Genomic DNA, 23,059 nt, shown 5'->3' with positions numbered 1-23,059 from the left:
TCCCGGTGCGGGTCGAGCTTGGAATAGCGCCAGCCGCCCTCCGGTTTGGCGGCCAGACTGCCGGTGGCCCGATACGCCGCCATCAGCCGCACCACGAAGGCGACAGGCACGTCAAAATGCCGGGCCGCCTCATGGCAGGAATGGCCCGCCTCGACAAAGCGCGCCACCCGGCGGCGCAAATCCAGCGAATAGGACTTGGTCATCGCTCATCTCCTCCCAGGAAGAGGGCCGAGACAAGTGAATCACGAAGCCGCCACGCCGCATAGCCCCAACGACTCCGTCAGTACTGCCGTTGCTCTAGATTGAGGTCTGCCGCCGCTATGCCGCGCAGCAGGGGCTCCAGATCACGGCGACCTTCCAGAATCGCGCGCTCTCGGGCGCCAGCAGCAACCAACCCTGCTACAAAGCTCTTCTTTCCCAGGCGCACCGTGGCGGCTTTGACGTGCTGGTTGTCGAGGCGCTTGATCGGCTCGCCCGCAAGCTCTCGGATGTGGCCAGCCTGCACGACGAGCTGCAGTTCCACGGGATGAGCCTGCACGCGGTCAATGTCGGTGCGGTGACCACGATGCATGTGGGCATGCTCGGCACCATGGCCCAGATGTTCCTGTCCGACCTACGCGAGAAGACCAAGCGCGGTCAGCTGGGTCGCGTGCTGCAACGGAGAGCCGCGCCCGGCAAGGCCTTTGGCTATGATGTGGTCGAAGATGTCGAGAGAGGAGGGCGGGTCATTAACCCAGTCGAAGCCGTTGTCGTCGAACGCATCTTCACGATGTTCGCCCATGGGATCAGCCCGCGAGCGATTGCACGCCGGCTATACGAAGAGCATGTGCCCGCCCCTGATCGCCGGCCCTGCAGGACACGACCATCCGCGGCCAGAAGGAGCGCGGCACCGGCATTCTCAACAACAAACTTTATATTCGCCAGCTCGTCTGGAACCGCTGCTCGTATGTGAAAGACCCGAGGACGGGTAAGCGCGTGGCGCGGCCGAACCCGCCGGAGCGCTGGGAGGGCACGGCGGTGCCGCACCTGCGCATCATTGATGACGCGCTCTGGCACGAGGTGAAGCGCCGTCAGGAGACAACCGCCTTCGAGATGGGTCGGGATGAGGGCGGCAATGCGCTCAACCGCACCCGCCGCCGCCGCTTCCTCCTCTCGGGTCTGCTGGTGTGCGGTTGCTGCGGAGCGGGGTACACGATCATGGCGAAGGACCGCTACGGCTGCGCCGGGCGGCGCTCCAAGCGCACGTGCCGGAATGACCGTACGATCAGCCGCCAGGAGATTGAGGGGCGCATCCTCAAAGCCTTGAAGCAGAACCTTCTCACGCCCGAGCTGGTCGCGGAGTTCACGCGCGCCTTTCAGGAGGAGGTCAACCGGCTCACAAAAGAGGCGAACGGGAAGGCCGCGGAGATCGATTCGAAGTTGGCTGCCGTTCAACGCAAGATCGACGGCATCATGCGCGCGATCGAAGACGGCCTGTATCAGCCCTCGATGAAGGCGCGCTTGGCGGAGTTGGAGGCCGACAAGGCGGCCCTCAGTTCCTCTCGCAACGCCAACCCGTCTTTACCGAACGTTTCCGTGCATCCGAACCTTGCGGCCTTGTACCGCCGCAAGGTCGAGGAGTTAGAGAGCTTGCTTGAGGACGCCGAGCACAAGGACGAGGCGATGGAGCTGATCCGCTCGCTGATCGAGAGGATTGAACTCAGCCCGCGCGAGGAGGGTGGTCTCCAGGCAGTTCTTCACGGCGACCTCGCTCGTATTCTCGTCCTATGCTCAGCGGGCGCTGAAGAGGCGAAGCCGACCCGGGCCGTCGCTGTGGCAGGCTCCAAACGCAAAGAAGCCCCCGCTGGTTTTCACCTGCGGGGGCTTTGTTTGTTTCATTGCTGTAGATTTGGTTGCGGGGACCTGAAACCACCGACAACTCGCACGCATGGAATTTTGATCTTCACACGATCGACGGGCTAAGCTGCAGAAATTTAAGGAAGTAGGCCAGATCTGGGCAGTCATAAAGCCTCGGCCTCTCGATCGCCAGATCCAACGTTTAAATGATGCGGCGAACCTTCTCGAAAATGCTGCAGACACCGTCTCCTGCGCTATGATCTGTCGAATTCTGGCGTCCTGATTGAGAGCGATGTCAAGAAGCTCCTGGTTTCAGGCCGGCTGGCCTCCACCGCCGGTCGCGCCGAAGATCTGGCCCGTTGAGTAGCTGAGGGCCGGGTCGGCCGCCGCCACATAGAGGCTTGCGATCTCTGCAGGCTGGCCGGGCCGGCCGAGTGGGCTTTGCGAGCCGAACTTTTGCAGCTTCTCGGGCGTGGCGCCGCCGCTCACCTGAAGCGGTGTCCAGAACGGCCCTGGCGCCACCGCATTGACGCGTATTCCTTTCGGGGCGAGCTGCTTGGCCATCGATTTGGTAAAGTTGAGCACCGCCGCACGGGTGAGTGCATAATCGACAAGATCCTCAGACGGGTCGGACGCCTGCTCGGACGAGGTGTTGACGATGACTGCACCCGGGCCCATCCGTGCCACTGCGGCCTTTGTCAGCCAGAACGGCGCATAGACATTCGTCTTCAACGTTGCATCGAAGTCTTCACTCGAGATGTTGGCGATCGCCGGCTTGGTTTGCTGGCGCGCGGCGTTGTTGACGAGGATATCGAGCCCACCCAGCTCGCGCGCGGCCTCCTCGACCAATCTCTGGCAGAACGCCTCGTCGCGCAGATCCCCGGGAATCGCAACTGCTTTGCGGCCGGTCGAGCGAATAAGCTCCACCACCTCACGGGCATCCCGCTCCTCGGCGGGCAGGTAATTGATGGCCACGTCTGCCCCTTCGCGCGCATACGCAATGGCGGCCGCGCGGCCAATGCCGCTATCGCCGCCGGTGATCAGCGCGCGTTTGCCCGCAAGCCGGCCTGAGCCCTTGTAGCTTGTCTCACCGTGATCGGGGCGGGGAGTCATCTGTGAGGCGAGCCCCGGCCAAGGCTGCTGCTGCACCGGGAAGGGGGGCTTAGGATAATCCGCGGCCCTCGGGGCGGTCGGAGCGCCCGGCTGCTTCTGGCCCTCCTGCGCCAGCGCAGGTGCAGCGGCCGCCGCCGCGGTGGCCAGCGCCGCTCGGGCAACGAAGGTCCGGCGTGAGGAATCAATGTCGGTCATGCGGACCATCTCCAGGAGCAAGTGAGAAAGGGGGTTCGCCAGACAACAGCCCGCGCCGTGGTCGGTTCCGTCCTTGTTCCGTGTCGCTGCTGGGTCACGCCATTGGCAATGGCATCGGCCGCGATCTCGGGAAGGGAAGCTTCAACGTCCGACGTGACGGCAAGCCTAATCGGCTCAATCCTGCCGTCGAAAGAGAGCCGGCCTCCGCCGAACCTAGGGCGTATCGATGGAACCCGCCCGGCGGAGGCTCCTTATCTCCCGAAGAGGTGTCCGTTCGCAGGTACGGAGTGCCTGTATGATCCAATGTCTTCGAGAGTGATCGTGAGATGCGTCAGGTCGATGAGGCAGCATACAAGTCTAGTGGGAACAGCCCGGTTGTCGTCATCACCGGAGCATCTGCCGGGATCGGCCGCGCCGTCGCCGTCGCGTTCGGGAGAGAGGGCTGCCGGGTCGCTCTGATCGCCCGTGGTCGCGAACGTCTTGCGAGTGCGGCCAGGGAGGTCGAGCGGGCAGGCGGCCAGGCGCTTGCGATAGAAGCCGATGTTGCCGACGCGGAGGCTGTCGAGGCAGCAGCCGCGCAGGTGGTCTCCGCCTGGGGCCGCGTGGACTTTTGGGTCAACAACGCCATGGCGTCCGTTTTCGGGCCTGTGACGGAGCTGAGCCCCGAGGAAATCCGCCGGGTCACGGAGGTCACGTATCTGGGCCAGGTCCACGGCACCCTGGCGGCTCTCCGGTACATGCGCGAGCGCGACAGGGGCACCATCGTTCAGATCGGATCCGCCCTCAGCCACCGCTCCATTCCCCTGCAATCCGCCTATTGCGCGGCAAAGTTCGCCGTGCGCGGCTTCACAGATTCCCTCCGGAGCGAGTTGCACCATGAAGGCAGCGGCATTCGTCTCACCATGGTGCAGCTTCCCGCCGTCGACACGCCGCAATTCGACTGGGTCCGAAGCCATCTGCCTCGCCGGTTGCAGCCCGTGCCACCGATCCACGACACCGAGCCTGTGGCCGCGGCCATCCTGCGGGCCGCATGGGAAGCCCCGCGCGAGATGTGGGTCGGCGGCCCCACGATCCAGGCCATCCTTGGAACCATGGTGGCGCCGGGCCTTCTCGATCGCATGATGGCGCGACGGGCCTGGGAAGGGCAGATGACGGACGAGCCCGCAAAGATTCGCGATGGAAATCTGTTCGACGCGCCGCCCGGCGACCCGGGCAGGAGAGGGCGCTTCGGCTCGCGCTCCCGCCGGCATGTGCCTGCGGTTTCCGGGACGGCAGCGCGCGGCATCCTCGCGGCCGTTGCCCTCGGTTGCGTGGCTGGAGCGCTGACGGCGGCGTGGCACCTCGGCGCGCGAGCGTCTAGGGACGGCGATCTGCGGCGCCTGCCTGAGCGCGAGCGCGCCGCCCGGATGATCGGCTAGGCGGATTCGGCATGCTCAATCTGTGGTACAAGAACGCTGTCATCTACTGCGTAGACGTCGAAACCTTCATGGATTCGAACGGGGACGGCATCGGTGACTTCGGCGGCCTTGCAGACCGGCTCGATCATGTCGAGGCGCTGGGGGCGACCTGCATCTGGCTGCTGCCGTTCTATCCCACGCCCAACCGCGACAACGGATACGACGTCACGGATTTCTATGCCGTCGATCCGCGGCTGGGCACCCTGGGCGACTTTGTCGCCTTCACCCATGCCGCCTATGACCGGGGCCTGCGGGTCATCGTCGATCTCGTGGCAAACCACACCTCAATCGACCATCCCTGGTTCCAGGAGGCGCGGCAGGATCCGAACTCGCGCTACAGGGACTGGTATGTCTGGTCGAAGGAGAAGCCCGAGAACATCCATGAGGGCGTTGTCTTTCCCGGCGTGCAGGATGCGACCTGGACCTACGATGAGGTCGCCCAGGCCTGGTACATGCACCGCTTTTATCCCCATCAGGCGGATCTCAACATCGCAAACCCGGAGGTGCGCGCGGAACTCGAGAAGGTGATGGGCTTCTGGCTGCAGCTCGGCGTGTCGGGCTTCCGGCTCGATGCCGTTCCATTCCTAATCGAGTATCGCGGCGTCCCGGAGGAAGAGCGGCCAAAGGAGGATCCGCACGAGTATCTCGACAGGATGCGGGACTTCGTTTCATGGCGCCGTGCGGAGGCCATGCTGCTGGCGGAAGCCAACATCACCATGGATCAGGTAGACGAATATTTCGGGCCGACCGGTGACCGGCTCCACATGATCTTCAACTTCATGCTGAACCAGCACCTGTTTCTGGCGCTCTCCCGCAACGATGCCGAGCCGATCCGCCGCGTGATGGCGCAGACGCCAGCCATTCCACCCAAAAGCCAGTGGGCGAGCTTTCTGCGTAATCACGATGAGCTCGACCTTGGGCGACTGTCGGATGCGGAGCGCGGCGAAGCCTTCGCGGCTTTCGGTCCCGAGCCTGAGATGCAGGCGTACGAGCGCGGCATCCGGAGACGTCTGGCCCCCATGCTGGAGGGCGATGACCGGCGGCTCAAGCAGGCCTTCAGCCTGATGTTCGCCCTGCCGGGAACACCGGTGCTCTGGTATGGCGACGAGATCGGCATGGGTGAGGATCTCTCGCTCCCGGAGCGCAATTCGGTCAGAACGCCGATGCAATGGGCCGACGAACCCAATGCGGGCTTCTCCAACGGACCAGCCGGACGCCTCGTGCGGCCCGTCGTTTCGGCGGGAGCGTTCGGCTATGAGCGCGTCAACGTTGCGGCGCAGCGCGATCTCGATGGATCGATGATGAGCACCGTGCAGCGGCTAGCCCGGACGCGCCGCGCCTGCCCGGAGGTTGGCTGGGGCCGATGCCAGGTTCTCGACACCAACGAAACGAGCATTCTTGCTCTGCGATATGATTGGGAGGGCGAGACCATCCTGATCCTCCACAATCTGGCGGATCGAACCGTCGAAGTGCGGGTGGCGCTCGAAGGAATCGAACGATTGCGGCCGCTCTTCTGTGATCAGGACGACCGGGCCATGCACAATGCCTCCGATCCGATTTCCCTCAATCCCTACGGCTACCGCTGGCTTCGGGCGCAAGGTGAGCGGCGATAGGAAGCGCCGCTCATCTTTCGACGCCGCTCACGCGGTTGGCTGCGGCGTTGTCGGTGTGGCGGGAATCTCCTGCGGTGCGGCCGGGGGCACGCCCACGGGTTCTGCCGGAGGCGGGATATCGCCCGGTGTCGTTGGAGGCACGCCGATTGGTTCCGGCTGCGGCGTCTCGGGTGGTATGGGCGGGCTGACGGGAGCCGGATTGGGATCGGCCGGCGTCGGCTCCGGATAGGGCTGGTTCGGCAGAGGAATCGGCATGCAGGTTGCGCTCCATGGAATGTCCTGCAAGGGCAATCCCAGCCACATCGGCGGGTTCCACTTCAAGACCTGAGCGGCTACGTCCCGAGCGCGATGATGAGGCCCTCGTCAGCCTGCAAGACAATCTGCGCTCCGATCGTTTCCTCGTCTCGCTCCGGCAGCGTTGAAAGCACCACACGCCCTCTCGTCCCGGACGGGAGTGACAGGGCGTGCGGTTCGCTTCCCATGTTCAAGGCCACCAGGAAGCGCTCCGATCCGTGCTGCCGCTCGTAAGCGAGAACGTTCCCTTCGGCTGTGACCTGCATGTAGCCACCGACGCTCAGGGCCGGGTGCCGGCGTCGCAGTTCGATCAGGCGCCGGTAGAGCATCAGGATGGACGCCGGATCCTCCCGTAGCCCCTCCACGTAGCAGGAGCGGAAGCGCGGGTCGAGGGGCAGCCAGGGCTTGCCGGTGGTGAAGCCGCCTTGGGCGGATTCGTTCCAGTGCATGGGCGTGCGTTCAGGATCGCGCCCGAGGCCTAAGCCCGGCTCGTTCTTCTCCCAGGGATCCTGAGCGGCTTCCGGCGGGATCTCGACTCTGCCGATCCCGATCTCGTCGCCGTAGTACATGGTTGGCGTACCTCTGAGGGTCAGAAGCAGCATGGCGGCCACCCGCGCCTGTTGCGGGCCGATCCGGGCGCCGATGCGCGGCTGGTCATGGTTGCCGAGCACCCAGTTGGGCCATCCGCCTGCGGGAAGCGCAGCCTCGTACTCCTTAATGAGGTCTGCAATCTTCTGGGCATTCCACGCCGTCTGGATGAGCTGGAAATTGAAGGGCAGGTGGGCGCCGGACAGATCCTTGCCATAGTAAGTGACGAGACGCTCCAGCGGAAGGTAGATCTCTCCAATCAGGACCCGATCTGGGTACTCCTCGAGGACGCTGCGCATTTCGCTCACGACCTCATGCACCTCCGGCTGGTCGGCCGAATGCACTTGGATGAAGTGGTTGATTTCCGCCTGACCGGGCTGGTAGGCGGGGTTGGGCGGGTTGTCCCGGAGCTCGGCATCCTTGATGAGGTGCCAGATCACGTCGACCCTGAAGCCGTCGACGCCGCGATCAAGCCAGAAACGCAAAGCGTTATACATGGCTTTCCGTACCTCAGGATTACGCCAGTTGAGATCCGGCTGCTCCTTCAGGAAAGCGTGGTAGTAATACTGCCCCGTGCCTTCGTCCCATTCCCACGCAGGCCCGCCGAAATTGCTGATCCAGTTGTTGGGGGGAGATCCGTCCGGCTTGGCATCCCGCCAGATATACCAGTCCCGCTTCGGGTTCTCGCGCGAGGAGCGGCTCTCCTGAAACCAGGGGTGCTGATCGGAGGTATGGTTTGGGACGAAGTCGAGGATGAGCTTCAGGTCCCTAGCGTGTGCTTCCTCGATGAGGCGATCGACATCTTCCAACGTGCCGAAGATCGGATCGATGCCGCAGTAATCGGCCACATCATAGCCGAAGTCAGCCATGGGGGAGGGGAAGACGGGCGAGATCCAGACAGCATCGACACCGAGCCAGCTGAGATAGTCGAGCCGCTGGCGGATACCATTCAGATCGCCGATCCCGTCGCCGTTGCTGTCCTGGAACGAACGTGGATAGATCTGGTAGACGATGCCGCGCTTCCACCATGTGGTTTCAGACATAAAGGTCGCTCCGTGGCTAGGATGGGGTGCGGCCCGGGGGCAGGAGACGAATTCAGCAGGGACCCAACAGTTCCCGTGCAATGCATTCCTCTCCATCCTGCGCAGTGGAGGATCCCGGCGTCTGATCGATGAGCATTCTTTGAGACGCGCTCCGGGCTTTTTCGCCAAGGCGATCGGCTCGTCTCCAGGATGTGTGGTTTAGCCGAGCGGGAGCAGCACCGCGGTTCTGGCAGTGTCACCTTGGCTTGCTGGAAGGTTGGTCCGTTTCGGACAAACAGCAGCAAGCCCCCGTGGTTTCCCGTGGGGGCTTGTGTCTTGTGTTGTGTGTAGTGTGTTTTGGTTGCGGGGACCTGAAACCACCGACGCTATCTACTATCACTAAGCACTTTGCTGAGGGAGCCAAGAGGAAAAGGACGCAGCAGATTGGCTACCGCCAGTGCACGACATAGGCTAGATAATTAGGCAGCATGACGCGGAGGGCGAGCAAGTTCGGTTTCGGGGAGACCCGCCGGTCTTTCTTCTCACGCTGGACTATGTTCAGCGTTGATGCTGCAGGAACAGGTTCGCGATCAGCCTCATTAGGGCATTTCGGTGCGGGTCGCGCCACGGGTGCTCTCGAAGTGATCGAGCCCAGGTTCTTCTCTCAACAGCTGACCCGCCTGTTCACACACTTGACGCGCCTTGATAAGCGAGGCCAGCTATTTCAGCTTCGTGTCCGGCGGCAGAGTCGAAAGATCTATTTGTGTTCGCCCATGGGGTGGCGCTCGCCCGCCGGCCAGACTTCGTCACCGGGAGACGCTGACTGGTCCGATCTGCAGATGCATCTCAGGCTCTGAAACTCGCCGCCGTAGTTAAGTAGAAGACCACTTATACCCGTTCACGGAATTTCTGACGCGATGAGGTGCGGGTAAGCCGTAAGGGTTGTGAGCCGGCCTTTCTCGTCGGGAAGCCTGTTCCAGGCGTGACAGACCGCATCGAGTACAGCCCCCATGGCCGTCTACACACGGTGAAGGAGATAGCGCTCGCGCAAGTACAGCCAGACCCGTTCCACGGGGTTCAGCTGGGGTGAGGCGGAGGGCAGCGGCAGGAGCGTGATGTTGGCGGGTTTGTGCAAGGACCGCTCATCGTGCCTCCATCCGCTCGCGGCAGGGCCAATGCGAAGACATCATCGGCTCCAGGCCGGTAGGAGGCAAACAGGTGCAGGCTTTTATAGCGCTGGTTTACCACGCCCGGCGGGCACATCCCACGCTCGTACCAGACCCGTGTTGTCCGGCCCCTTCGGCTAAAACGTGCCTCGTCCTGGCACCAGAGTTGGAGACGCGCGTCAGGATGCTCAGCCGCGATGGCGCGCAGCTTGGACGGGCATTGCTTTTTTGAATGCTGCCTGCGCGGCTGGACTGCCTTTTGGGTGCGAGGGCCGGGTCTTCTGGCGCAAGAGGCCGAAGCGCTTGAGCACGCGGGATAGACCCCCGGCTATAGCTGACGCCATAAGTTCGCTCGACATAGTCACACAGATCAACCAGGCGCCAGGCGGTCACCCAGTCTCGCTCGGGCTCAAGCCCGCGCAGGATATGGGCTTGCAGCGCCGCCTGCTGATCCAGAGTGAGTTGCTCCGGGCAGTCAGTGCGAGGACGGAGGTGCAGGGCCTGGCGCTCCATCCGGCTAGCCATGCGGCTTCGGTCATGGTCATGCCCTCCAGCGCATTGGCAATCGCCAGGAGCCGCAGTGCTGACCGGCAGTCCTTCTCACGGACTGCCCGCGTGCGCAGGTCGGGCGGCGCGAAATCCTCACGTTTCCAAAGCCCGGCCATGGTGATCTCCATCAACAGCGCCCCCGTTTCTCAGTAAATCAATCCAAACACACCGTCGCAAATCTGAGTCAGCACTTCAGTGGATGGGTCTTAATCTTCTCGAAAGGCTTTGCGGAAGCTGTCTCGGATAGGATCCAGAAAATATTCCATTGGCGTTCGCTGGCCCGTCAGCACCAGAACCTCGGAGGGCATTCCAGGGTAGAGCTGAACATCTCTAAGGCGGATAAGATCGTCTCCTGCAAGCTCGATCTGGGCTGTGTAAAAAGCTTGTCCGGTCCGCTCGTCCATCAATGCATCTGCCGAAACCAATGTCACCTTTCCGTTCAGAACAGGCAGGCGCCTTTGCTTGAATGCCAACAGCTTGACTTCTGCGTCAAGGCCGGCGTGAACTGTGTCGATATCAAGGGGTGACACTCGCGCTTCAATGACGAGTTTGTCTGCTGAGGGTACCAAGTCGAGCAATGGCTCGCCACCCTTTAGGACACCGCCAGGCGTGAAATGCCTCAAATTTACGATGCGCCCAGCTGCAGGTGCCGTAATGGTTGTTCGGCTCTGGATATCCGCAGCAGCCCGTACGCGCTCTTCCAATTCACCCAATTTTGTCTGAGCATCACGTATTTCAGCTGCGACCTCATTAGCTTGGGCATTGCGCAGGCTTGCGATCTGGAGCTTCGCTTCCCCAATAGCCTGCTCGGTTCGAGCAATCAGACCGAGTTGCTGTCCTTTTGCACCTTCTAACTGTGCGAGCGCCCGCTCCAAGCTTAACCGCCGTGGCAACTTCTCAAGCCCGCGGCCAACCAGATCCCGCACAATTTTCAGCTCTTCATTAATGAGACGAATCTGATCTCTGGCGGACGTCACCTGAGCTTGGTAGGCACCAATTTCAGCGCGTTGTTGGGACATACGCTGCTCAAGCACTTCAACTTGACCTTGGATGTTTGTGCGCCGGCTTGCAAAGATCGTCTCCTGGCCGTTAAGGATTTCTGCCACTTCTGGATCTGAGCGCTGCGCCTCGAGCTCGGGAGCAAAGGCGATGGTACTTTGGCCGTCACGCTCGGCAACGAGCCGGGCTTCGAGAGCTTTGAGTGCATCACGCTGGCGCTGAAAGAGATTTGCGGTCGCCGCAGCCTGGATGTGATCCAAGCGAGCAATCACATCACCTTCCGCAACAAAATCGCCATCCTTGACCAGAATCTCTCGGATTATCCCACCTTCAAGGTGTTGAACAGTTTTGCGGTAGCTCTCCACACGAACTTGCCCCGAAGCAGAGGCCGCACTGGAGAGTGGCGCGAGGGCGGCCCAAGCGCCAAACCCGCCAAAGAAAATCCCTATCCCCACAATGCCTAGCAGCAAGGGCCCACCAAGGCGAGGGTGGTTCGGAGCTGGTGACGAATAATCCAGAACTCGCATCCTTCAGGCTCCCAATGTCTGAGTAACCATTGTCTTAGGTTGACCCGCAGCGGCAGCTAAGGTGTCACCCGGCCGAACTCGAGCAGCGCCTGGGGTTACCGAAACAGCCTCGGGTGCTGCAGGAGTCGGAGCCGATTGCCCGACCAGGCGAGCGAATACCTCTTGCCGTGGCCCGAAGGCCTCCACCTGCCCGTCCCGCAGGAGAAGGACTTTATCGACGTGCTGCATTAAAGACGTCCGGTGGGTCACAATCACCACTGTGCTGCCGGCTTGCTTGAGCGCCTCGATGGCACGCACGAGCGCGATCTCACCATCTCCGTCCAGGTTTGAGTTCGGCTCATCGAGAACTACTAGACGTGGGTTGCCGAGCACCGCCCGTGCGAGTGCGATCCTCTGACGCTGCCCTCCTGAAAGATGCTGTCCACCCTCGCCGATCTCCGTTTCGTAACCGCGTGGTAGACGCAAGATCAAATCGTGCACGCCAGCTATCCGCGCGGCCGCCACAATGGCGTTCGGGTCAGCCTTGCCCATGCGAGCGATGTTGTCTGACACGCTTCCAGCGAACAGCTCCACGTCTTGGGGAAGATAGCCGACGTGCTGCCCAATATCGGCTCGGTCCCAGGTGAAGATATCCGCTCCATCCAGACGAACCAGTCCGGCGATGGATGGGATGGCCCCAATTAGGAGTCGGGCAAGAGTCGACTTGCCAGCTCCCGAAGGCCCAATAACCGCCACAGCCTCGCCTGGAGTGAGTTGGAAGGAAATACCTTTGAGAATGGGGGGCACAAACGGATCAGGCGTGCGATAGATCAGCCCCTCAACCGACAGAGCTCCCTTGGGCGGTGGCATCAGCATCGCCGTGGGACGATAGGCCGGCTCCATCGCGAAGGCCTTCAGGCGACGGACTGAGGCTCGGACAGTAACGAGGCTCTTCCAAGCCCCGATCGCATGCTCTATAGGACCAACTGCGCGGGTGAGCAGAATTGAGGCTGCAATCATCACGCCCCCAGTGGCTTGCTCCGTGAGAACAAGCCAAGCGCCGAGACCAAGCCCGAGGCTCTGGACCAGCAGGCGGATGAACTTGGTGGTGGAGGTAAACAGAGTAGAACGACTCAGAACTGTGCCTTGCAACCCAAGGAGTTGCGCGTTGCGGCCAATCCAATGCCCAGAGACAGCTCCCATCATGCCCATGGCTTCGATCACCTCGGCATTACGAGCTGTGGCCTCAAGGTGCCGGCGCGAGAGCATGCCGCCTTCGGCCGCCATTTGGATTGGCTTGTGGCTGATGAACTCTCCCAGCAAGGCGAGACCAAAAAGTAGAGCGGCTGCGCCAATGGCGAGGTACCCGAGATACGGATGAAGGAGAAAAGCGGCAGCAACGAAGATGACGGACCATGGGAGGTCGAAGAGGGCTGTCATGCCGGGGCTTGTGATAAAGCCTCGAAGGCTAGCAAGATCACCAAAAGCCTCCGGACCATAGTTGCGACCACGCAACCGGCTTTGAATAGCCCGCTCGAACAGTCCGGGGGCCAGACGCTGATCCAGCCAGAGGGCCATGCGAGCAAGCAGACGCCCGCGAGCCAGGTCGAGCACACTCAGCATCAAAAGAGCAAAAGCAAGGGCCAGGGTCAAATAGACCAGCGTCTCGAAGCTTCGGCTTGCCAGTACGCGGTCATAGACCTGCATCATATAGAGGGGAGCGGCCAGCATCAGCAGGTTCTCGCAGAAGCTGAAAACCGCAACTGCCCAAATGCCGGATCTACAGGCCCGAATCGCCGCACAGACGCGGCAGTCGGTTGTAGCAAATTCCTTAGTATTCATACTTGCCTCGCTGAATAGGCCATATACTTTCTAAAACATAAATCTACAGTTCGTCAGATTTCTTGCTTTGCATTCTATTGAATGTTGCCCGCCGTGATTGTACACGGCGGGCTTTGATCCATCAGGCGGAGAAGACTAAATTATCGACATAGTTACTGCCCGAACCTCCATCTGGTGAACTCCACAACACCCACTCAACATCCCGGAATGCGGCGTTGCTGCTCAGGTCAATCGTGCCGGTGCTGGACACAGTATGCGCCCCTCCCTTTGAGGATGTCCAAACGCCATCTCCGGCAACATTGTTGAAGCTCAGCAATGAGAAGGTTTTGTCACCGTTCGAGGCATTGTGATACCTGAACTCGTATGGAGTGGAGCAGCATCCATCGTGATTTTGGATTTCAATCCCGGTAGAAATGCTGGAGTCTCCGTATTGGTTGTAGAAGTGCAGATGGCCTCCACCGCTGTACAGTGACTTAACAGTCATTCCATCCTCTGAATAAGAAGATGGCGCTGAATTTACAGCCGCGGAATTGAAATCTACCGTAGATTGAACGCCAGAGTTGATGATGGACGCCTCAGCTCTGCCTGCTACGCTGATGCTGACTGTGGCTGAGGAGACATTTCCGGACGCATCCCTGATCTGATATTGGAATGTGTCCGTCGTATTTTCCCCTGCATTGAGATTCTGCAAAGTGCCCGAGCTCGATGGGTTGTAAAGTAGCTGTCCATTCTTTACCTCTACATAGGCACCCTTTTCACTTGTCGTGAATGGGGATATAGTTCCGTTTGGAGCAACAATTCCGGTAATAGTTGATCCAGCGCTGTCGTTCGACAGCACATTAATGTTGATACTGGTGTCCTCATCTGTGGAGGCTGTATCTGGCGCAGCCGTAGGTCCATCATTCGACCCAGAAACCAAGACGCTAACTGTCGACGTTGCACTTCCGCCCTGGCCGTCGCTAACTGTGTAGCTAAAAGTGTCGGTCTTGCTCTGGCCGTTGTTCATCGACTGGAGCGTTGCTGATCCTGCGGGGTTGTAGACGATATTACCATCTGCATTGATGCTAATTGCAGCTCCCATGGTGCTGGTTGCACCCGAGAGGCTGGTGATCGTGAGGGCGTCGCCATCAATGTCACTGTCATTAGACTTTGCATTAATAGTTATCGCCGTATCCTCGTTTGTTGAGGCCGCATCACTAACTGCGTTCGGGGCATCATTGGTGCCCGTCACGGTCCAGGACGCAGTGGCCGCCGTAGTAGCCCTGCCATCTGTCACGTTGTAGTTAACCGTCACGGTCGTGCTCTGGCCAGCCGCCAGGCTCTGGTAGGCTGCATCCTTCGGATCCAGCGAAAACGTGTTGCCGGTCAGCGTCACGCCCGCAGGCAGAGAGGTTGGGGCCACAACACTTAGGGTGTCACCCTGGTCCACGTCCGAAGCATTGGCCAACCCATTCAGCGCAACAGCCGCATCGTCCTCCGTGGCCGCACCTGTCACCGCACTCGTCACCACCGGGGCATCATTGGTGCCCGTCACGGTCCAGGACGCAGTGGCCGCCGTAGTAGCCCTGCCATCTGTCACGTTGTAGTTAACCGTCACGGTCGTGCTCTGGCCAGCCGCCAGGCTCTGGTAGGCTGCATCCTTCGGATCCAGCGAAAACGTGTTGCCGGTCAGCGTCACGCCCGCAGGCAGAGAGGTTGGGGCCACAACACTTAGGGTGTCACCCTGGTCCACGTCCGAAGCATTGGCCAACCCATTCAGCGCAACAGCCGCATCGTCCTCCGTGGCCGCACCTGTCACCGCACTCGTCACCACCGGGGCATCATTGGTGCCCGTCACGGTCACAGTTACTTTGGCAGTGCTTAGCGCGCCGTTGGCAAGCCGAATGGTGTAGTAGAAGACGTCCTGCGCTGTCTTATCAGCCGGTACCCAGTCGAAGGCCTTTCCAGGGTCGTACAACACCGACGAGGCATCGGAGCTAATCGTTGCAACACCCTTGGAGTTGAGACTGTCTACGCTATAGAGCGTCTTGGCCTCGCCACCCCGGTCGTTGCTGAGCAGGGTGGTGATGGTCACAAGGCCGTTCTCTTGTACGGTCAATACGTCGTCAGTGGCTTGAGGCAGGATGTTCGGATCAGACTGAGCCGTTGTTCCCGTCCACTTTTCGTTGATGTCTTTACCAGGCATGTGTTGGTCCTCCCCGGCGGATGTATATTGCCCGCGGGCTGTGTTAGGCCTACTTCTCCCATGACGCAGGTCGTGTTGATCTCTCTTCCTGCGTCGGCTCTATCCCTCCCGCCAAGCTCGTGAGAGCCGGTCGGGGAGGGGGTTCACCAGGCAGGTAGGCGCAGTGCGCCTACCTGCCTGGATGAAGGCTTCAACCTGCCTGCCAGATATGAGCTTCAGGTCGTGAGGACGACTTATCTTGCCCAGGCCGGCAGCTAGTAGTGTGGTGAAGAAAAAGCCCCCAATCGATGCTGGCAAGCTGATCTGCATTGGGATGCAGAGGGAGGGGATCACCCAGTCATAGACCTGCAGCATGAACATGGAGCCGGTGAGCGCCAGAATGTTGAACGCGCCACTGAAAAGGCCAACACCTAGGAAGGCTGCCCGTGACGGCTCAGGAGCTTGTCTCAACTCGGATTTCGAGGGGTCACAAGAGCGCGCCATGCATTATTCCACCACCGTGTTCTGAGGAGCGCGCGTGGGACCATCGAGCTAGAGACCTTCGTCTTCAACCCTGATGTTTTGCAGCGATGTCGTGAGGCCAGCTGGTTGCAATCGCAGAATTCCAGCTTCCACGTCTCCCCGTTGCCCAGTATTACTGGACAACTATACTTCTGAATTGTACGCCACTAGAACAAAGATGCGGAGTATGGCTCTGACTATCTTCCCTGTGCTTGGGAGCATCTTACCACTCAGCTCATTGTTGCTATCAAGTTAACCGCAATTCGACGGCCCGCATCATTCATTTGAATGATTGGTCAACTTTTTTTGGCATTTCAGCATCTTAATTGCGTTTAGCATGAGGAATGCAGCTTCTTATTGCTGAGATTGGTGCAGCAAAGTAGGCGCTTACCGGCACTGTGTGCTCGCTAAGTAGGCCAGAACCACCGCATAGGCCCATTGTTGCGGATCCACCCACTCTAGCTCCAGGCTGATCCGACCATCGACAAAGCTGTGCAGGTAAGCCCGCTGCTCTTGGGCTTGTGCCCGTAGCTGTTCGGTGAGCGCTGCGGTTGCAGCCGACAGGCCCTCTTGGTCGATAAGCGGAAGAGGATCGGACATGTCCATTCCAAAAATCCTGAAGGCCCATGTTACTAGGTGTGGACGAGCGAGCATCATCTGTTTGAATGATGAGCTATCACAATTTCTCTATCTTAGCCTTTTGCGCGATGGTTCACGGCAGAATTGCCACACGCGCCAGCAGCGCCACCAACTCAGCCTGGCGATGGGTGTGTGTCTTGGTGAAGATGGAGGCCAACTGGGATCGTGCCGTTGCGACCGAAATCCCCTTTGCCGCGGCGATGTCGGCGAGCGCATCCCCTCGGGCAAGCTGGAGAGCAAGTGCAGCCTCGGCAGCAGAGAGGCCAAAGATATGGGTGAGAGTGAGCGGGTTTGGAGCCGGCATCTGATCCAGATCAATCAGGATCGCGACAGTATGCGGGCCCGCTTCGGCCTGCGGCTCGATCTGAACGGCATGAACAACGAGCTGACGCCGCTGATCGCTTGAGATTACTGCCCAGTTATCCTGGTCCAGTGTGAAGCGGTTTCCGCAGATGCGAAGAAGGGATTTGATCGCGTTGCGCGCCTCATCAGGTTTAAGATCCTGCCCCGAGGGGATCTTGCACACGACCTTCAGTAGACGCTCGGCCTCAGGGTTGAACTGGAGCACATGTCCAGCTGCATCTAGGATAATACCGCCGCAGCTCATTCGCTGGAGAGCATCGATCAGCGGCTTTCCTAGAGGTGGCGACACAGCGAACTCTTGACCGATTGCAATCCAAGAATGGGATTAATCAAGTAATAATCAACGACTGCCCGTCGAGAAGGTTGATGCTACTCTTCTGGGGTATTCAATGACACGTTCGCGCACCTCTAGCTCGCATCTATCACACTTTGGCGTATCGTCTGTCTAAGTAGGCAGGACGGCCACAAATGAACATCAGGGCTTGAGACCAGATAATCCTGAGCGGTCTAAACGTCGGCTGAACAGAGGGACAACGTGTGAAGGGCCAGGAACTGGAGTCGGCTTGGATTGACGCTAACTGGCCGTTCACCGCCGAGCAGGACAGAGCGATCTTTCTCACAATCGCACGGGAAGCCTTTGCAGCTGACGGCACCAACCCGCTGCCCGCCTTTGAGGCGCTGGCGATCGTGGCTTCCTACCATTGGAGAAAGGACGAGGCGCCAGAAACCGTAATGATCCCCTTCTGGGCTGTCGAGGCGATTGTTGCAGGGTACAACCAGTATCAAGCCAGCCACACCGCCTCTCGCGGTACGAGGCTCAAATTCGGCGAGGCCTTTCAAGTGGAGGGGCGGGGCCAGGGCAAGCGCCCGCGCATTCACGAGCACCTGAAGCAGCTCCGGGATATTCGCCTTGCGATCCACCTTGTTCTCGTTGAGGAGCAGGGTTGGAAGATTGAAGCAGCGATCCAGGAGCTCGCTGAAAGGACAGTTATTCATCATACCACCCTTCGCGATATTTGGGCGCAGCATGCCGACCAAGCACGAAGGGCGTTGCGGAACTTCCGGCAGCGCGAGGCAACATCCGAACAAACTTCGTGAAGTTATACGAGTGCCTTTCACGGGCCTTGAGCGGCCAACTGTGACATCGATGGGCCATTCGCGACCAAGGGATCGCCAGTGGCCCACAAAGATACTCATCAACAGCAGGAGACGAGGAACGCACCGGCAGCGGACGCAACGCTTCGGGAATTCGTCCGCCTGTTAGCGCGGCTGGCGGCTCGGGGCACCCTCGACCACGCAGAGGCTGTCCCCAATGGGACCTCCGGTTGTGATGGATCCGAACAGGAGGATGCCTATGAAGCCAAAGTCTGAGCCCCTTCTCACCCTGCACGACCTGGCAGAGCGCTGGCAGGTCAGCGTCAAGTCGGTGCGCCGCATCGTGGCGCGTGGCGAGCTCAAGGTGCTCCGCATCGGCACTCAGATCCGCGTCTCGCCACCCGACGCCGCAGCTTACGAGGCGCTCCACCGCCGCTAGCACGCATGTCCTCCCAACGGCTCTTTTGTCCAGTGCTGTCAATGGCTTGAGCCGGTGTCGGGAGAACGCTTCCGTCTGAACGCCGTAGGACCAAAAAGCTGCTATTTCCCGAATTGGCCCTTCTGTCCACGCCTGTCCTCCCGAGGCCAGAGCTGACCACGCGAGATGATCCCGATGAACCATTTCGATCCCACCTTTCTTGCCCGCAGCAAGGCCGCTTTCCTCTCCAAAGACCAGATCACGCTGGCCGACTTGAAGCGCCTTGCCGAGGCTGATTCCAGCCTGACGGGCAGCCAGCGCCGCGACCTCGCCTCGGCCCTCAACCGCGTCGAGCAGCTGTTCCAGACCCCGCTCATGCGGCTGGAAGCAGTTCCGCGCCGAGTGCGTGAGGTGTTCGCGTCCAAGAGCCCGGCGCAGCTGGACTTGTCGGAGAAGACCTTTGCGAATATCCGTTCGCTGGTGGCCAAGGCTGTCCAGCGTTATGGCCAGCCGGTCTCGCCGCTGACCAAGCGCATCCCCGTATCTCCGTCCTGGCAGGACCTGCTCGATCGCATCGCGATTGCTTACCAGCGGCAGGCGCTTTACCGCCTCGCCACCTACTGCTCGGTCATGGGTATCGCACCGGAGGAGGTCACCACCGAGACGCTTCTCGGCCTCTTCGAGGCAGTTGAGGCTGAAGAGGCGATCAAGAACCCAAGGGATGTCCTCAAGAACACCATCGCCAACTGGAACCGCTCGGCACGTACCGTGCCGGGCTGGCCACAGGCGCTCCTGTGCTCACCCTTCAGACAGGAGCCCTATGCGCTGCCCCTAAGCGCCTTCCCAAGCTCGTTCCAGGGGGATATTGTTCTCTGGCGCGAGCGCATGGCAAACCCCGATCCGCTCGATGAGGAGGCCCCAGCCCGTGCGCTCAGGCCCGCCACAATCGAGCACCGGATTTATAACTTCCGCCAGTTCGCCTCAGCCTTGGTGCAGTCCAGTCACCTGCCGGCCGAGGCGATCACCTCGTTGAACGTGCTGTTCCAGCCCGAGGCCTTCAAGGCCGCTCTGCGCTTCTTCCTTGATCGCTCCGGTAAGAAGACCCAGCGCGTGCATAACCTTGCCCGGTCCATGCGCCTGATCGGCAAGCACTATGGTAGATTGGACGAGGCGACACTCGCGACCCTGGAGAAGGTGTGCCGCAAGCTTGATCCCGGTGACCGGCGTCAGATGACCGAACGCAACCGCAAGCGCCTGGGCCAGTTCGATGATCCGCGCAACGTCGGCCGACTGCTGACCTTCCCGGAACAGGAGGCCAGACGGGCAGCGGCCGAGAAGAACCCGCTGCGCGCGGCTAAGGCGATGGAGCGGGCTGTCGCGGTCGACCTGCTCATCTGCTGCGGCCTGCGGATCGGCTCCTTGCGGACGCTGGAGCTCTCCGACTTCACCTGGCTCAGCTCAGGGCGAGCTGTTTTGGTCGTTCCGGCGGAGCGCACCAAGACCGGGCGGCCGCTGGAATTCGAGATCAATGCCGAGATCACAGCTCGCTTGAAGTACCACATCGCTGCGTTTCGCTCCCGTCTGCCGGAGACCGAGAGTCCTTATCTCTTCCCCGGACTCGGCGGTGGGCCACGGTCAACTACGGCGATGGCGGACGCGATCCGTCGCGGCATGTGCCGGGCTGGCCTGGAGATGAACCCGCACCTGTTCCGCCATGCGATTGCGAAGATCACGGTCGAGGCCGATCCCGGTGCTTACCTCGCTGTCTCGCGCGTTCTCGGCCACACGACGCTCGACACCACCATGGGCCATTATCTCGGCACCGAGTCGAAGGCGGCCGGCCGCCATGTTGACCGGCTGCTCTCTGAGGCAAAGGCCAAGGCCGTAAAGGGGGCGCGCTGATGGCCAGACCCGTTGATCCGATGCGTCGCGCTCTGCCGGTTTCCGAGTGGCCGCAGGTTGACCGAGATGCCTGGATGGCGGCGCAAGCCGTGGGCGACATTTTCGACGAGGGCGGCGGTGCGGCGCATTGGGCGTCCCGCACCCGCCTGACCAATGAGCAGCATTATGGCCGCTGGCTCGGCTACCTGCTCTGGGCCGGCCAGCTTGATCGTAGCGCAAGCCCCGCCGATCGCGTCAGCCGCGAGGCGGTCCGTGCCTATAACCGGCACCTTGAGACGCTTGTCGCCCCGCGCACGCGTCTGTCGACGCTGGTTGGCCTCAAGGTCATGATGCAGGCCATGGCCCAGGATCGGAACTGGCGTTGGCTGCAGGACGCCTGCAACCGGGTCCAGATCAATGCCAAACCGAGCAGGGACAAGCGGGCGCGGATGCGCCCAACCGCAGAGATCTTTGCCGCCGCTCTCGCAGAACTGGAGCGCATGCCTGCGGCTGATCTTTCCCTCAAGCAGGCCCTGGCCTACCGCGATGCCCTAATGCTGGCCTTCCTGGCCAGCCGACCACTGCGGGTGAAGAACTTCACCGGTTTGGAGTTGGAACGTCATTTGATCCCGACAGAGGACAATTGGCTCCTGACTATACCGGCGGCGGACACCAAGACCCGCCAGCCGGTCAGCTTCGATTTGCCCGAGCCGCTGCTGCCCTGGTTCGCGCGCTACTTGTCCGCGGTCCGGCCGCTGTTTCCGCAGGCTAGCGAATCGGCGAGGGTATGGCTCGGCAAGGAGGGTGTCATGCGCGACCCCCATTCGATCTATCACCGGATCACCAAGCTGACCCGGCGCCTGTTCGGGGTGGCCATCAATCCCCACTTGCTGCGCGATTGCGCTGCTTCGAGCCTCGCTGCCGTCTCGGCTGACATGGCCCGCGCCGCCGCGCCGCTCCTTGGTCACCGGCACTTCACAACGACTGAGCGCTACTACATTCAGGCGGACAACCTCGCTGCGAGCCGGCGCCTTGGATCGATCCTCGACAAGCTTAAAGCCGCCGCGGAGGACCTCGCATGAAGCGCGCCGCCATCTATGCCCGCTACTCGAGCGAGAACCAGCGCGAGGCCTCGATCGAAGACCAGATCGAGGTCTGCCGGCGCTATGCGGCCCAGCATGGGCTTCAGGTCACGGCCACCTTCCAGGATCGGGCGCTTTCGGGCGCCAGCAGCAATCGACCCGGCTATAGGGAGCTTCTGGCGCAATCCAGGCGAGGCGCCTTCGATGTCGTGATCGTCGAGGCGCTCGATCGTTTGGCGCGCAAACTCTCGGATGTCGCCAGCCTCCACGATGAGCTGCAGTTCCACGGCATGAGCCTGCACGCGGTCAATGTCGGTGCAGTGACCACCATGCATGTCGGCATGCTCGGCACGATGGCACAGATGTTTCTCTCCGACCTTCGCGAGAAGACCAAGCGCGGTCAGCTGGGGCGGGTGCTGCAGGGGCGTGCTGCGGCCGGCAAGGCGTTCGGCTATGACGTGGTCGACGACACGGAACGAGGAGGGCGCGTTGTCAACCCGACTGAAGCTGCCGTGGTCAAGCGCATCTTCACGATGTTCGCCCACGGGGTCAGTCCGAGGGCGATCGCCCGGCGACTGAATGAGGAGCATGTCCCAGGCCCTGAGAACCGCCCGTGGCAGGACACCACCGTCCGCGGCCAGAAGGAGCGCGGTACGGGCATCCTCAACAACGAGCTCTATGTCGGTCAGCTGGTATGGAATCGCTGCTCGTATGTGAAGGATCCACGCACGGGCAAACGCGTGGCACGCCTGAACCCGCCCGAGCGCTGGGAGCGCACGGCGGTGCCGCATCTGCGCATCATTGATGACGCGCTCTGGCACGAGGTGAAGCGGCGGCAGGAGACAACCGCCTTCGCGATGGGCCGGAACGAGAGCGGCAATGCTCTTAACCGCGCTCACCGTCGCCGCTTCCTCTTGTCGGGTCTTCTGACCTGTGGCTGCTGCGGCGCCGGCTACACGATCATGGCCAAAGACCGCTACGGCTGCGCCGGGCGGCGCTCGAAGGGCATGTGTACAAACGACCGCACGATCAGCCGGCATGAGATTGAGGCGCGCATCCTCAAGGCCCTGAAGCAGAACCTGCTCACGCCGGAGCTGGTGGCGGAGTTCACACGAGCCTACCAGGAAGAGGTGAACCGGCTGACAAAGGAAGCGGGCGGCAAGGCCGCGGAGGTCGAAGCGAAGCTCATCGGTGTTCAGCGCAAGATCGACGGCATCATGCGGGCGATCGAAGACGGCCTGTACCAGCCGTCAATGAAGGCGCGTCTGACCGAGCTTGAAGCTGAGAAGGCGAGCCTCGCGGCTCAGCAAACGTTTGGGTCGATCGCCCCGAACGTTTCAGTGCACCCCAACCTTGCAGCTGTGTACCGCAAGAAGGTCGAGGAACTGGAGCAACTGCTGGAAGATGCCGAGCACAGGGACGAGGCGATGGAGCTCATTCGCTCGCTGATTGACAATATCGATCTGACGCCGAGAGAGGGTGGGGGTGTCGAGGCTATCCTGCACGGCGACCTCGCGCGCATCCTCGTCCTTTGCTCAGCGGGCGCTGAAGAGGCGAAGCCGATCCGTGCCATCCGTGTGGCCGGCTCCAAACACGAAGAAGCCCTCGCTGGGAACACCATGCGAGGGCTACTGTCAGTGGTTGCGGGGACAGGATTTGAACCTGTGACCTTCAGGTTATGAGCCTGACGAGCTACCGGGCTGCTCCACCCCGCG

At 61.1% G+C, this 23,059-nt stretch carries 21 protein-coding genes, 1 tRNA gene and 1 pseudogene; 11 read left to right on the top strand and 12 right to left on the bottom strand.

Going from position 1 to position 23,059, the window contains the following annotated elements; genetic code table 11:
- Positions 1 to 203: IS630 transposase-related protein (locus tag JQC81_RS27895; RefSeq protein ID WP_246520708.1), on the bottom strand; the 203-nt coding region annotated here is incomplete at its 3' end.
- 98 nt (positions 204 to 301) lie between these two features.
- On the opposite strand from JQC81_RS27895, the pseudogene JQC81_RS34525 reads away from it, so the two are divergent.
- Positions 302 to 580, top strand: a pseudogene (locus JQC81_RS34525) (recombinase family protein); the annotation flags it as partial.
- Positions 581 to 613: 33 nt separating this feature from the next.
- On the opposite strand, the gene JQC81_RS33540 reads toward JQC81_RS34525, so the two are convergent.
- Complete coding sequence (locus JQC81_RS33540; protein WP_246520710.1) at positions 614 to 781, bottom strand: hypothetical protein; 168 nt, start codon at positions 779 to 781, stop codon at positions 614 to 616.
- Between JQC81_RS33540 and JQC81_RS34520 the strand changes: the two genes are divergently transcribed.
- Both JQC81_RS34520 and JQC81_RS27880 read left to right on the top strand, forming a co-directional pair.
- Positions 770 to 952, top strand: a complete 183-nt coding sequence (locus JQC81_RS34520) for a hypothetical protein (protein ID WP_376772469.1) — start codon at positions 770 to 772, stop codon at positions 950 to 952. The two genes, JQC81_RS33540 and JQC81_RS34520, sit on opposite strands and share 12 nt — an antisense overlap.
- Positions 949 to 1,962: a recombinase zinc beta ribbon domain-containing protein gene (locus tag JQC81_RS27880; protein WP_210347295.1), complete on the top strand. Its 1,014-nt coding sequence runs from the start codon at positions 949 to 951 to the stop codon at positions 1,960 to 1,962. Before JQC81_RS34520 ends, JQC81_RS27880 begins: the two co-directional genes overlap by 4 nt.
- Positions 1,963 to 2,148: 186 nt before the next feature.
- Here JQC81_RS27880 and JQC81_RS27875 read toward each other — a convergent pair whose 3' ends face one another.
- The gene (locus JQC81_RS27875; RefSeq protein ID WP_203275049.1) at positions 2,149 to 3,144 is read right to left on the bottom strand and encodes an SDR family oxidoreductase; all 996 of its coding nucleotides are present in this window, start codon (positions 3,142 to 3,144) and stop codon (positions 2,149 to 2,151) included.
- Between the two features lie 326 nt (positions 3,145 to 3,470).
- On the opposite strand from JQC81_RS27875, the gene JQC81_RS27870 reads away from it, so the two are divergent.
- Entirely contained in the window at positions 3,471 to 4,562 is a 1,092-nt protein-coding gene (locus JQC81_RS27870; protein WP_203275048.1) for an SDR family oxidoreductase, read from the top strand.
- Between the two features lie 11 nt (positions 4,563 to 4,573).
- Positions 4,574 to 6,214, top strand: coding sequence for an alpha-amylase family protein (locus JQC81_RS27865; protein ID WP_203275047.1), 1,641 nt, complete (start codon positions 4,574 to 4,576; stop codon positions 6,212 to 6,214).
- Between the two features lie 27 nt (positions 6,215 to 6,241).
- Here the strand turns inward: JQC81_RS27865 and JQC81_RS27860 are convergent, their stop codons facing one another.
- The 8 genes from JQC81_RS27860 to JQC81_RS27820 form a co-directional block, all read right to left on the bottom strand.
- Positions 6,242 to 6,469 carry a hypothetical protein gene (locus JQC81_RS27860; RefSeq protein WP_203275046.1) on the bottom strand — a complete coding sequence of 76 codons (228 nt, stop codon included), beginning with the start codon at positions 6,467 to 6,469 and terminating at the stop codon, positions 6,242 to 6,244.
- A 77-nt stretch (positions 6,470 to 6,546) separates the two neighbouring features.
- Positions 6,547 to 8,139, bottom strand: coding sequence for an alpha-amylase family glycosyl hydrolase (locus JQC81_RS27855; RefSeq protein WP_203275045.1), 1,593 nt, complete (start codon positions 8,137 to 8,139; stop codon positions 6,547 to 6,549).
- Positions 8,140 to 9,472: 1,333 nt separating this feature from the next.
- The gene (locus JQC81_RS34515) at positions 9,473 to 9,628 is read right to left on the bottom strand and encodes a winged helix-turn-helix domain-containing protein (RefSeq protein ID WP_203275043.1); all 156 of its coding nucleotides are present in this window, start codon (positions 9,626 to 9,628) and stop codon (positions 9,473 to 9,475) included.
- 45 nt (positions 9,629 to 9,673) lie between these two features.
- The gene (locus tag JQC81_RS27840; RefSeq protein ID WP_203275042.1) at positions 9,674 to 9,949 is read right to left on the bottom strand and encodes a hypothetical protein; all 276 of its coding nucleotides are present in this window, start codon (positions 9,947 to 9,949) and stop codon (positions 9,674 to 9,676) included.
- Positions 9,950 to 10,039: 90 nt separating this feature from the next.
- Entirely contained in the window at positions 10,040 to 11,359 is a 1,320-nt protein-coding gene (locus JQC81_RS27835) for an HlyD family type I secretion periplasmic adaptor subunit (RefSeq protein ID WP_203275041.1), read from the bottom strand.
- 3 nt (positions 11,360 to 11,362) lie between these two features.
- A complete protein-coding gene (locus JQC81_RS27830) occupies positions 11,363 to 13,180 on the bottom strand; it encodes a type I secretion system permease/ATPase (protein WP_203275040.1) in 1,818 nt (605 codons plus the stop codon).
- 121 nt (positions 13,181 to 13,301) lie between these two features.
- A complete protein-coding gene (locus JQC81_RS27825; protein WP_203275039.1) occupies positions 13,302 to 15,365 on the bottom strand; it encodes an Ig-like domain-containing protein in 2,064 nt (687 codons plus the stop codon).
- An 888-nt stretch (positions 15,366 to 16,253) separates the two neighbouring features.
- Positions 16,254 to 16,472 carry a hypothetical protein gene (locus JQC81_RS27820; RefSeq protein WP_203275038.1) on the bottom strand — a complete coding sequence of 73 codons (219 nt, stop codon included), beginning with the start codon at positions 16,470 to 16,472 and terminating at the stop codon, positions 16,254 to 16,256.
- On the opposite strand from JQC81_RS27820, the gene JQC81_RS27815 reads away from it, so the two are divergent.
- The 6 genes from JQC81_RS27815 to JQC81_RS34510 all read left to right on the top strand — a co-directional run bounded on the left by JQC81_RS27815 (position 16,465) and on the right by JQC81_RS34510 (position 23,026).
- Positions 16,465 to 16,911, top strand: a complete 447-nt coding sequence (locus JQC81_RS27815) for a hypothetical protein (RefSeq protein ID WP_203275037.1) — start codon at positions 16,465 to 16,467, stop codon at positions 16,909 to 16,911. The two genes, JQC81_RS27820 and JQC81_RS27815, sit on opposite strands and share 8 nt — an antisense overlap.
- 494 nt (positions 16,912 to 17,405) lie before the next feature.
- Positions 17,406 to 17,966, top strand: coding sequence for a hypothetical protein (locus JQC81_RS27810; RefSeq protein ID WP_203275036.1), 561 nt, complete (start codon positions 17,406 to 17,408; stop codon positions 17,964 to 17,966).
- A gap of 256 nt (positions 17,967 to 18,222) precedes the next feature.
- On the top strand, positions 18,223 to 18,402 hold the full coding sequence (locus tag JQC81_RS27805) for a helix-turn-helix domain-containing protein (protein ID WP_203275035.1): 180 nt from the start codon (positions 18,223 to 18,225) through the stop codon (positions 18,400 to 18,402).
- Positions 18,403 to 18,576: 174 nt separating this feature from the next.
- Positions 18,577 to 20,283 (top strand): site-specific integrase, encoded by a 1,707-nt coding sequence (locus tag JQC81_RS27800; RefSeq protein ID WP_203275034.1) that lies wholly within the window; start codon positions 18,577 to 18,579, stop codon positions 20,281 to 20,283.
- Positions 20,283 to 21,344: a tyrosine-type recombinase/integrase gene (locus tag JQC81_RS27795; protein WP_203275033.1), complete on the top strand. Its 1,062-nt coding sequence runs from the start codon at positions 20,283 to 20,285 to the stop codon at positions 21,342 to 21,344. Before JQC81_RS27800 ends, JQC81_RS27795 begins: the two co-directional genes overlap by 1 nt.
- On the top strand, positions 21,341 to 23,026 hold the full coding sequence (locus JQC81_RS34510) for a recombinase family protein (protein ID WP_376772468.1): 1,686 nt from the start codon (positions 21,341 to 21,343) through the stop codon (positions 23,024 to 23,026). Before JQC81_RS27795 ends, JQC81_RS34510 begins: the two co-directional genes overlap by 4 nt.
- Here JQC81_RS34510 and JQC81_RS27780 read toward each other — a convergent pair.
- Positions 22,983 to 23,059 (bottom strand) — tRNA-Met (locus JQC81_RS27780). The genes JQC81_RS34510 and JQC81_RS27780 overlap by 44 nt on opposite strands.

This window comes from Microvirga arabica, from assembly GCF_016811235.1.
GTDB classification, from domain to species: Bacteria; Pseudomonadota; Alphaproteobacteria; order Rhizobiales; family Beijerinckiaceae; genus Microvirga; species Microvirga arabica.
This window is presented reverse-complemented; position numbering and strand designations above follow the sequence as displayed.

Excerpts from the sequence above, each read along its gene's own strand:
- JQC81_RS27815 (WP_203275037.1), top strand. The coding sequence starts at position 16,465 with ATGTCCATTCCAAAAATCCTGAAGGCCCATGTTACTAGGTGTGGACGA.
- JQC81_RS27855 (WP_203275045.1), bottom strand. The coding sequence starts at position 8,139 with ATGTCTGAAACCACATGGTGGAAGCGCGGCATCGTCTACCAGATCTAT.
- JQC81_RS27860 (WP_203275046.1), bottom strand. The coding sequence starts at position 6,469 with ATGCCGATTCCTCTGCCGAACCAGCCCTATCCGGAGCCGACGCCGGCC.
- JQC81_RS27795 (WP_203275033.1), top strand. The coding sequence starts at position 20,283 with ATGGCCAGACCCGTTGATCCGATGCGTCGCGCTCTGCCGGTTTCCGAG.
- JQC81_RS34520 (WP_376772469.1), top strand. The coding sequence starts at position 770 with ATGTTCGCCCATGGGATCAGCCCGCGAGCGATTGCACGCCGGCTATAC.
- JQC81_RS27820 (WP_203275038.1), bottom strand. The coding sequence starts at position 16,472 with ATGGACATGTCCGATCCTCTTCCGCTTATCGACCAAGAGGGCCTGTCG.
- JQC81_RS27875 (WP_203275049.1), bottom strand. The coding sequence starts at position 3,144 with ATGACCGACATTGATTCCTCACGCCGGACCTTCGTTGCCCGAGCGGCG.
- JQC81_RS27800 (WP_203275034.1), top strand. The coding sequence starts at position 18,577 with ATGAACCATTTCGATCCCACCTTTCTTGCCCGCAGCAAGGCCGCTTTC.
- JQC81_RS27805 (WP_203275035.1), top strand. The coding sequence starts at position 18,223 with ATGAAGCCAAAGTCTGAGCCCCTTCTCACCCTGCACGACCTGGCAGAG.
- JQC81_RS27835 (WP_203275041.1), bottom strand. The coding sequence starts at position 11,359 with ATGCGAGTTCTGGATTATTCGTCACCAGCTCCGAACCACCCTCGCCTT.
- JQC81_RS27870 (WP_203275048.1), top strand. The coding sequence starts at position 3,471 with ATGCGTCAGGTCGATGAGGCAGCATACAAGTCTAGTGGGAACAGCCCG.
- JQC81_RS34515 (WP_203275043.1), bottom strand. The coding sequence starts at position 9,628 with ATGGCGTCAGCTATAGCCGGGGGTCTATCCCGCGTGCTCAAGCGCTTC.
- JQC81_RS34510 (WP_376772468.1), top strand. The coding sequence starts at position 21,341 with ATGAAGCGCGCCGCCATCTATGCCCGCTACTCGAGCGAGAACCAGCGC.
- JQC81_RS27840 (WP_203275042.1), bottom strand. The coding sequence starts at position 9,949 with ATGGCCGGGCTTTGGAAACGTGAGGATTTCGCGCCGCCCGACCTGCGC.
- JQC81_RS33540 (WP_246520710.1), bottom strand. The coding sequence starts at position 781 with ATGGGCGAACATCGTGAAGATGCGTTCGACGACAACGGCTTCGACTGG.
- JQC81_RS27865 (WP_203275047.1), top strand. The coding sequence starts at position 4,574 with ATGCTCAATCTGTGGTACAAGAACGCTGTCATCTACTGCGTAGACGTC.
- JQC81_RS27825 (WP_203275039.1), bottom strand. The coding sequence starts at position 15,365 with ATGCCTGGTAAAGACATCAACGAAAAGTGGACGGGAACAACGGCTCAG.
- JQC81_RS27830 (WP_203275040.1), bottom strand. The coding sequence starts at position 13,180 with ATGAATACTAAGGAATTTGCTACAACCGACTGCCGCGTCTGTGCGGCG.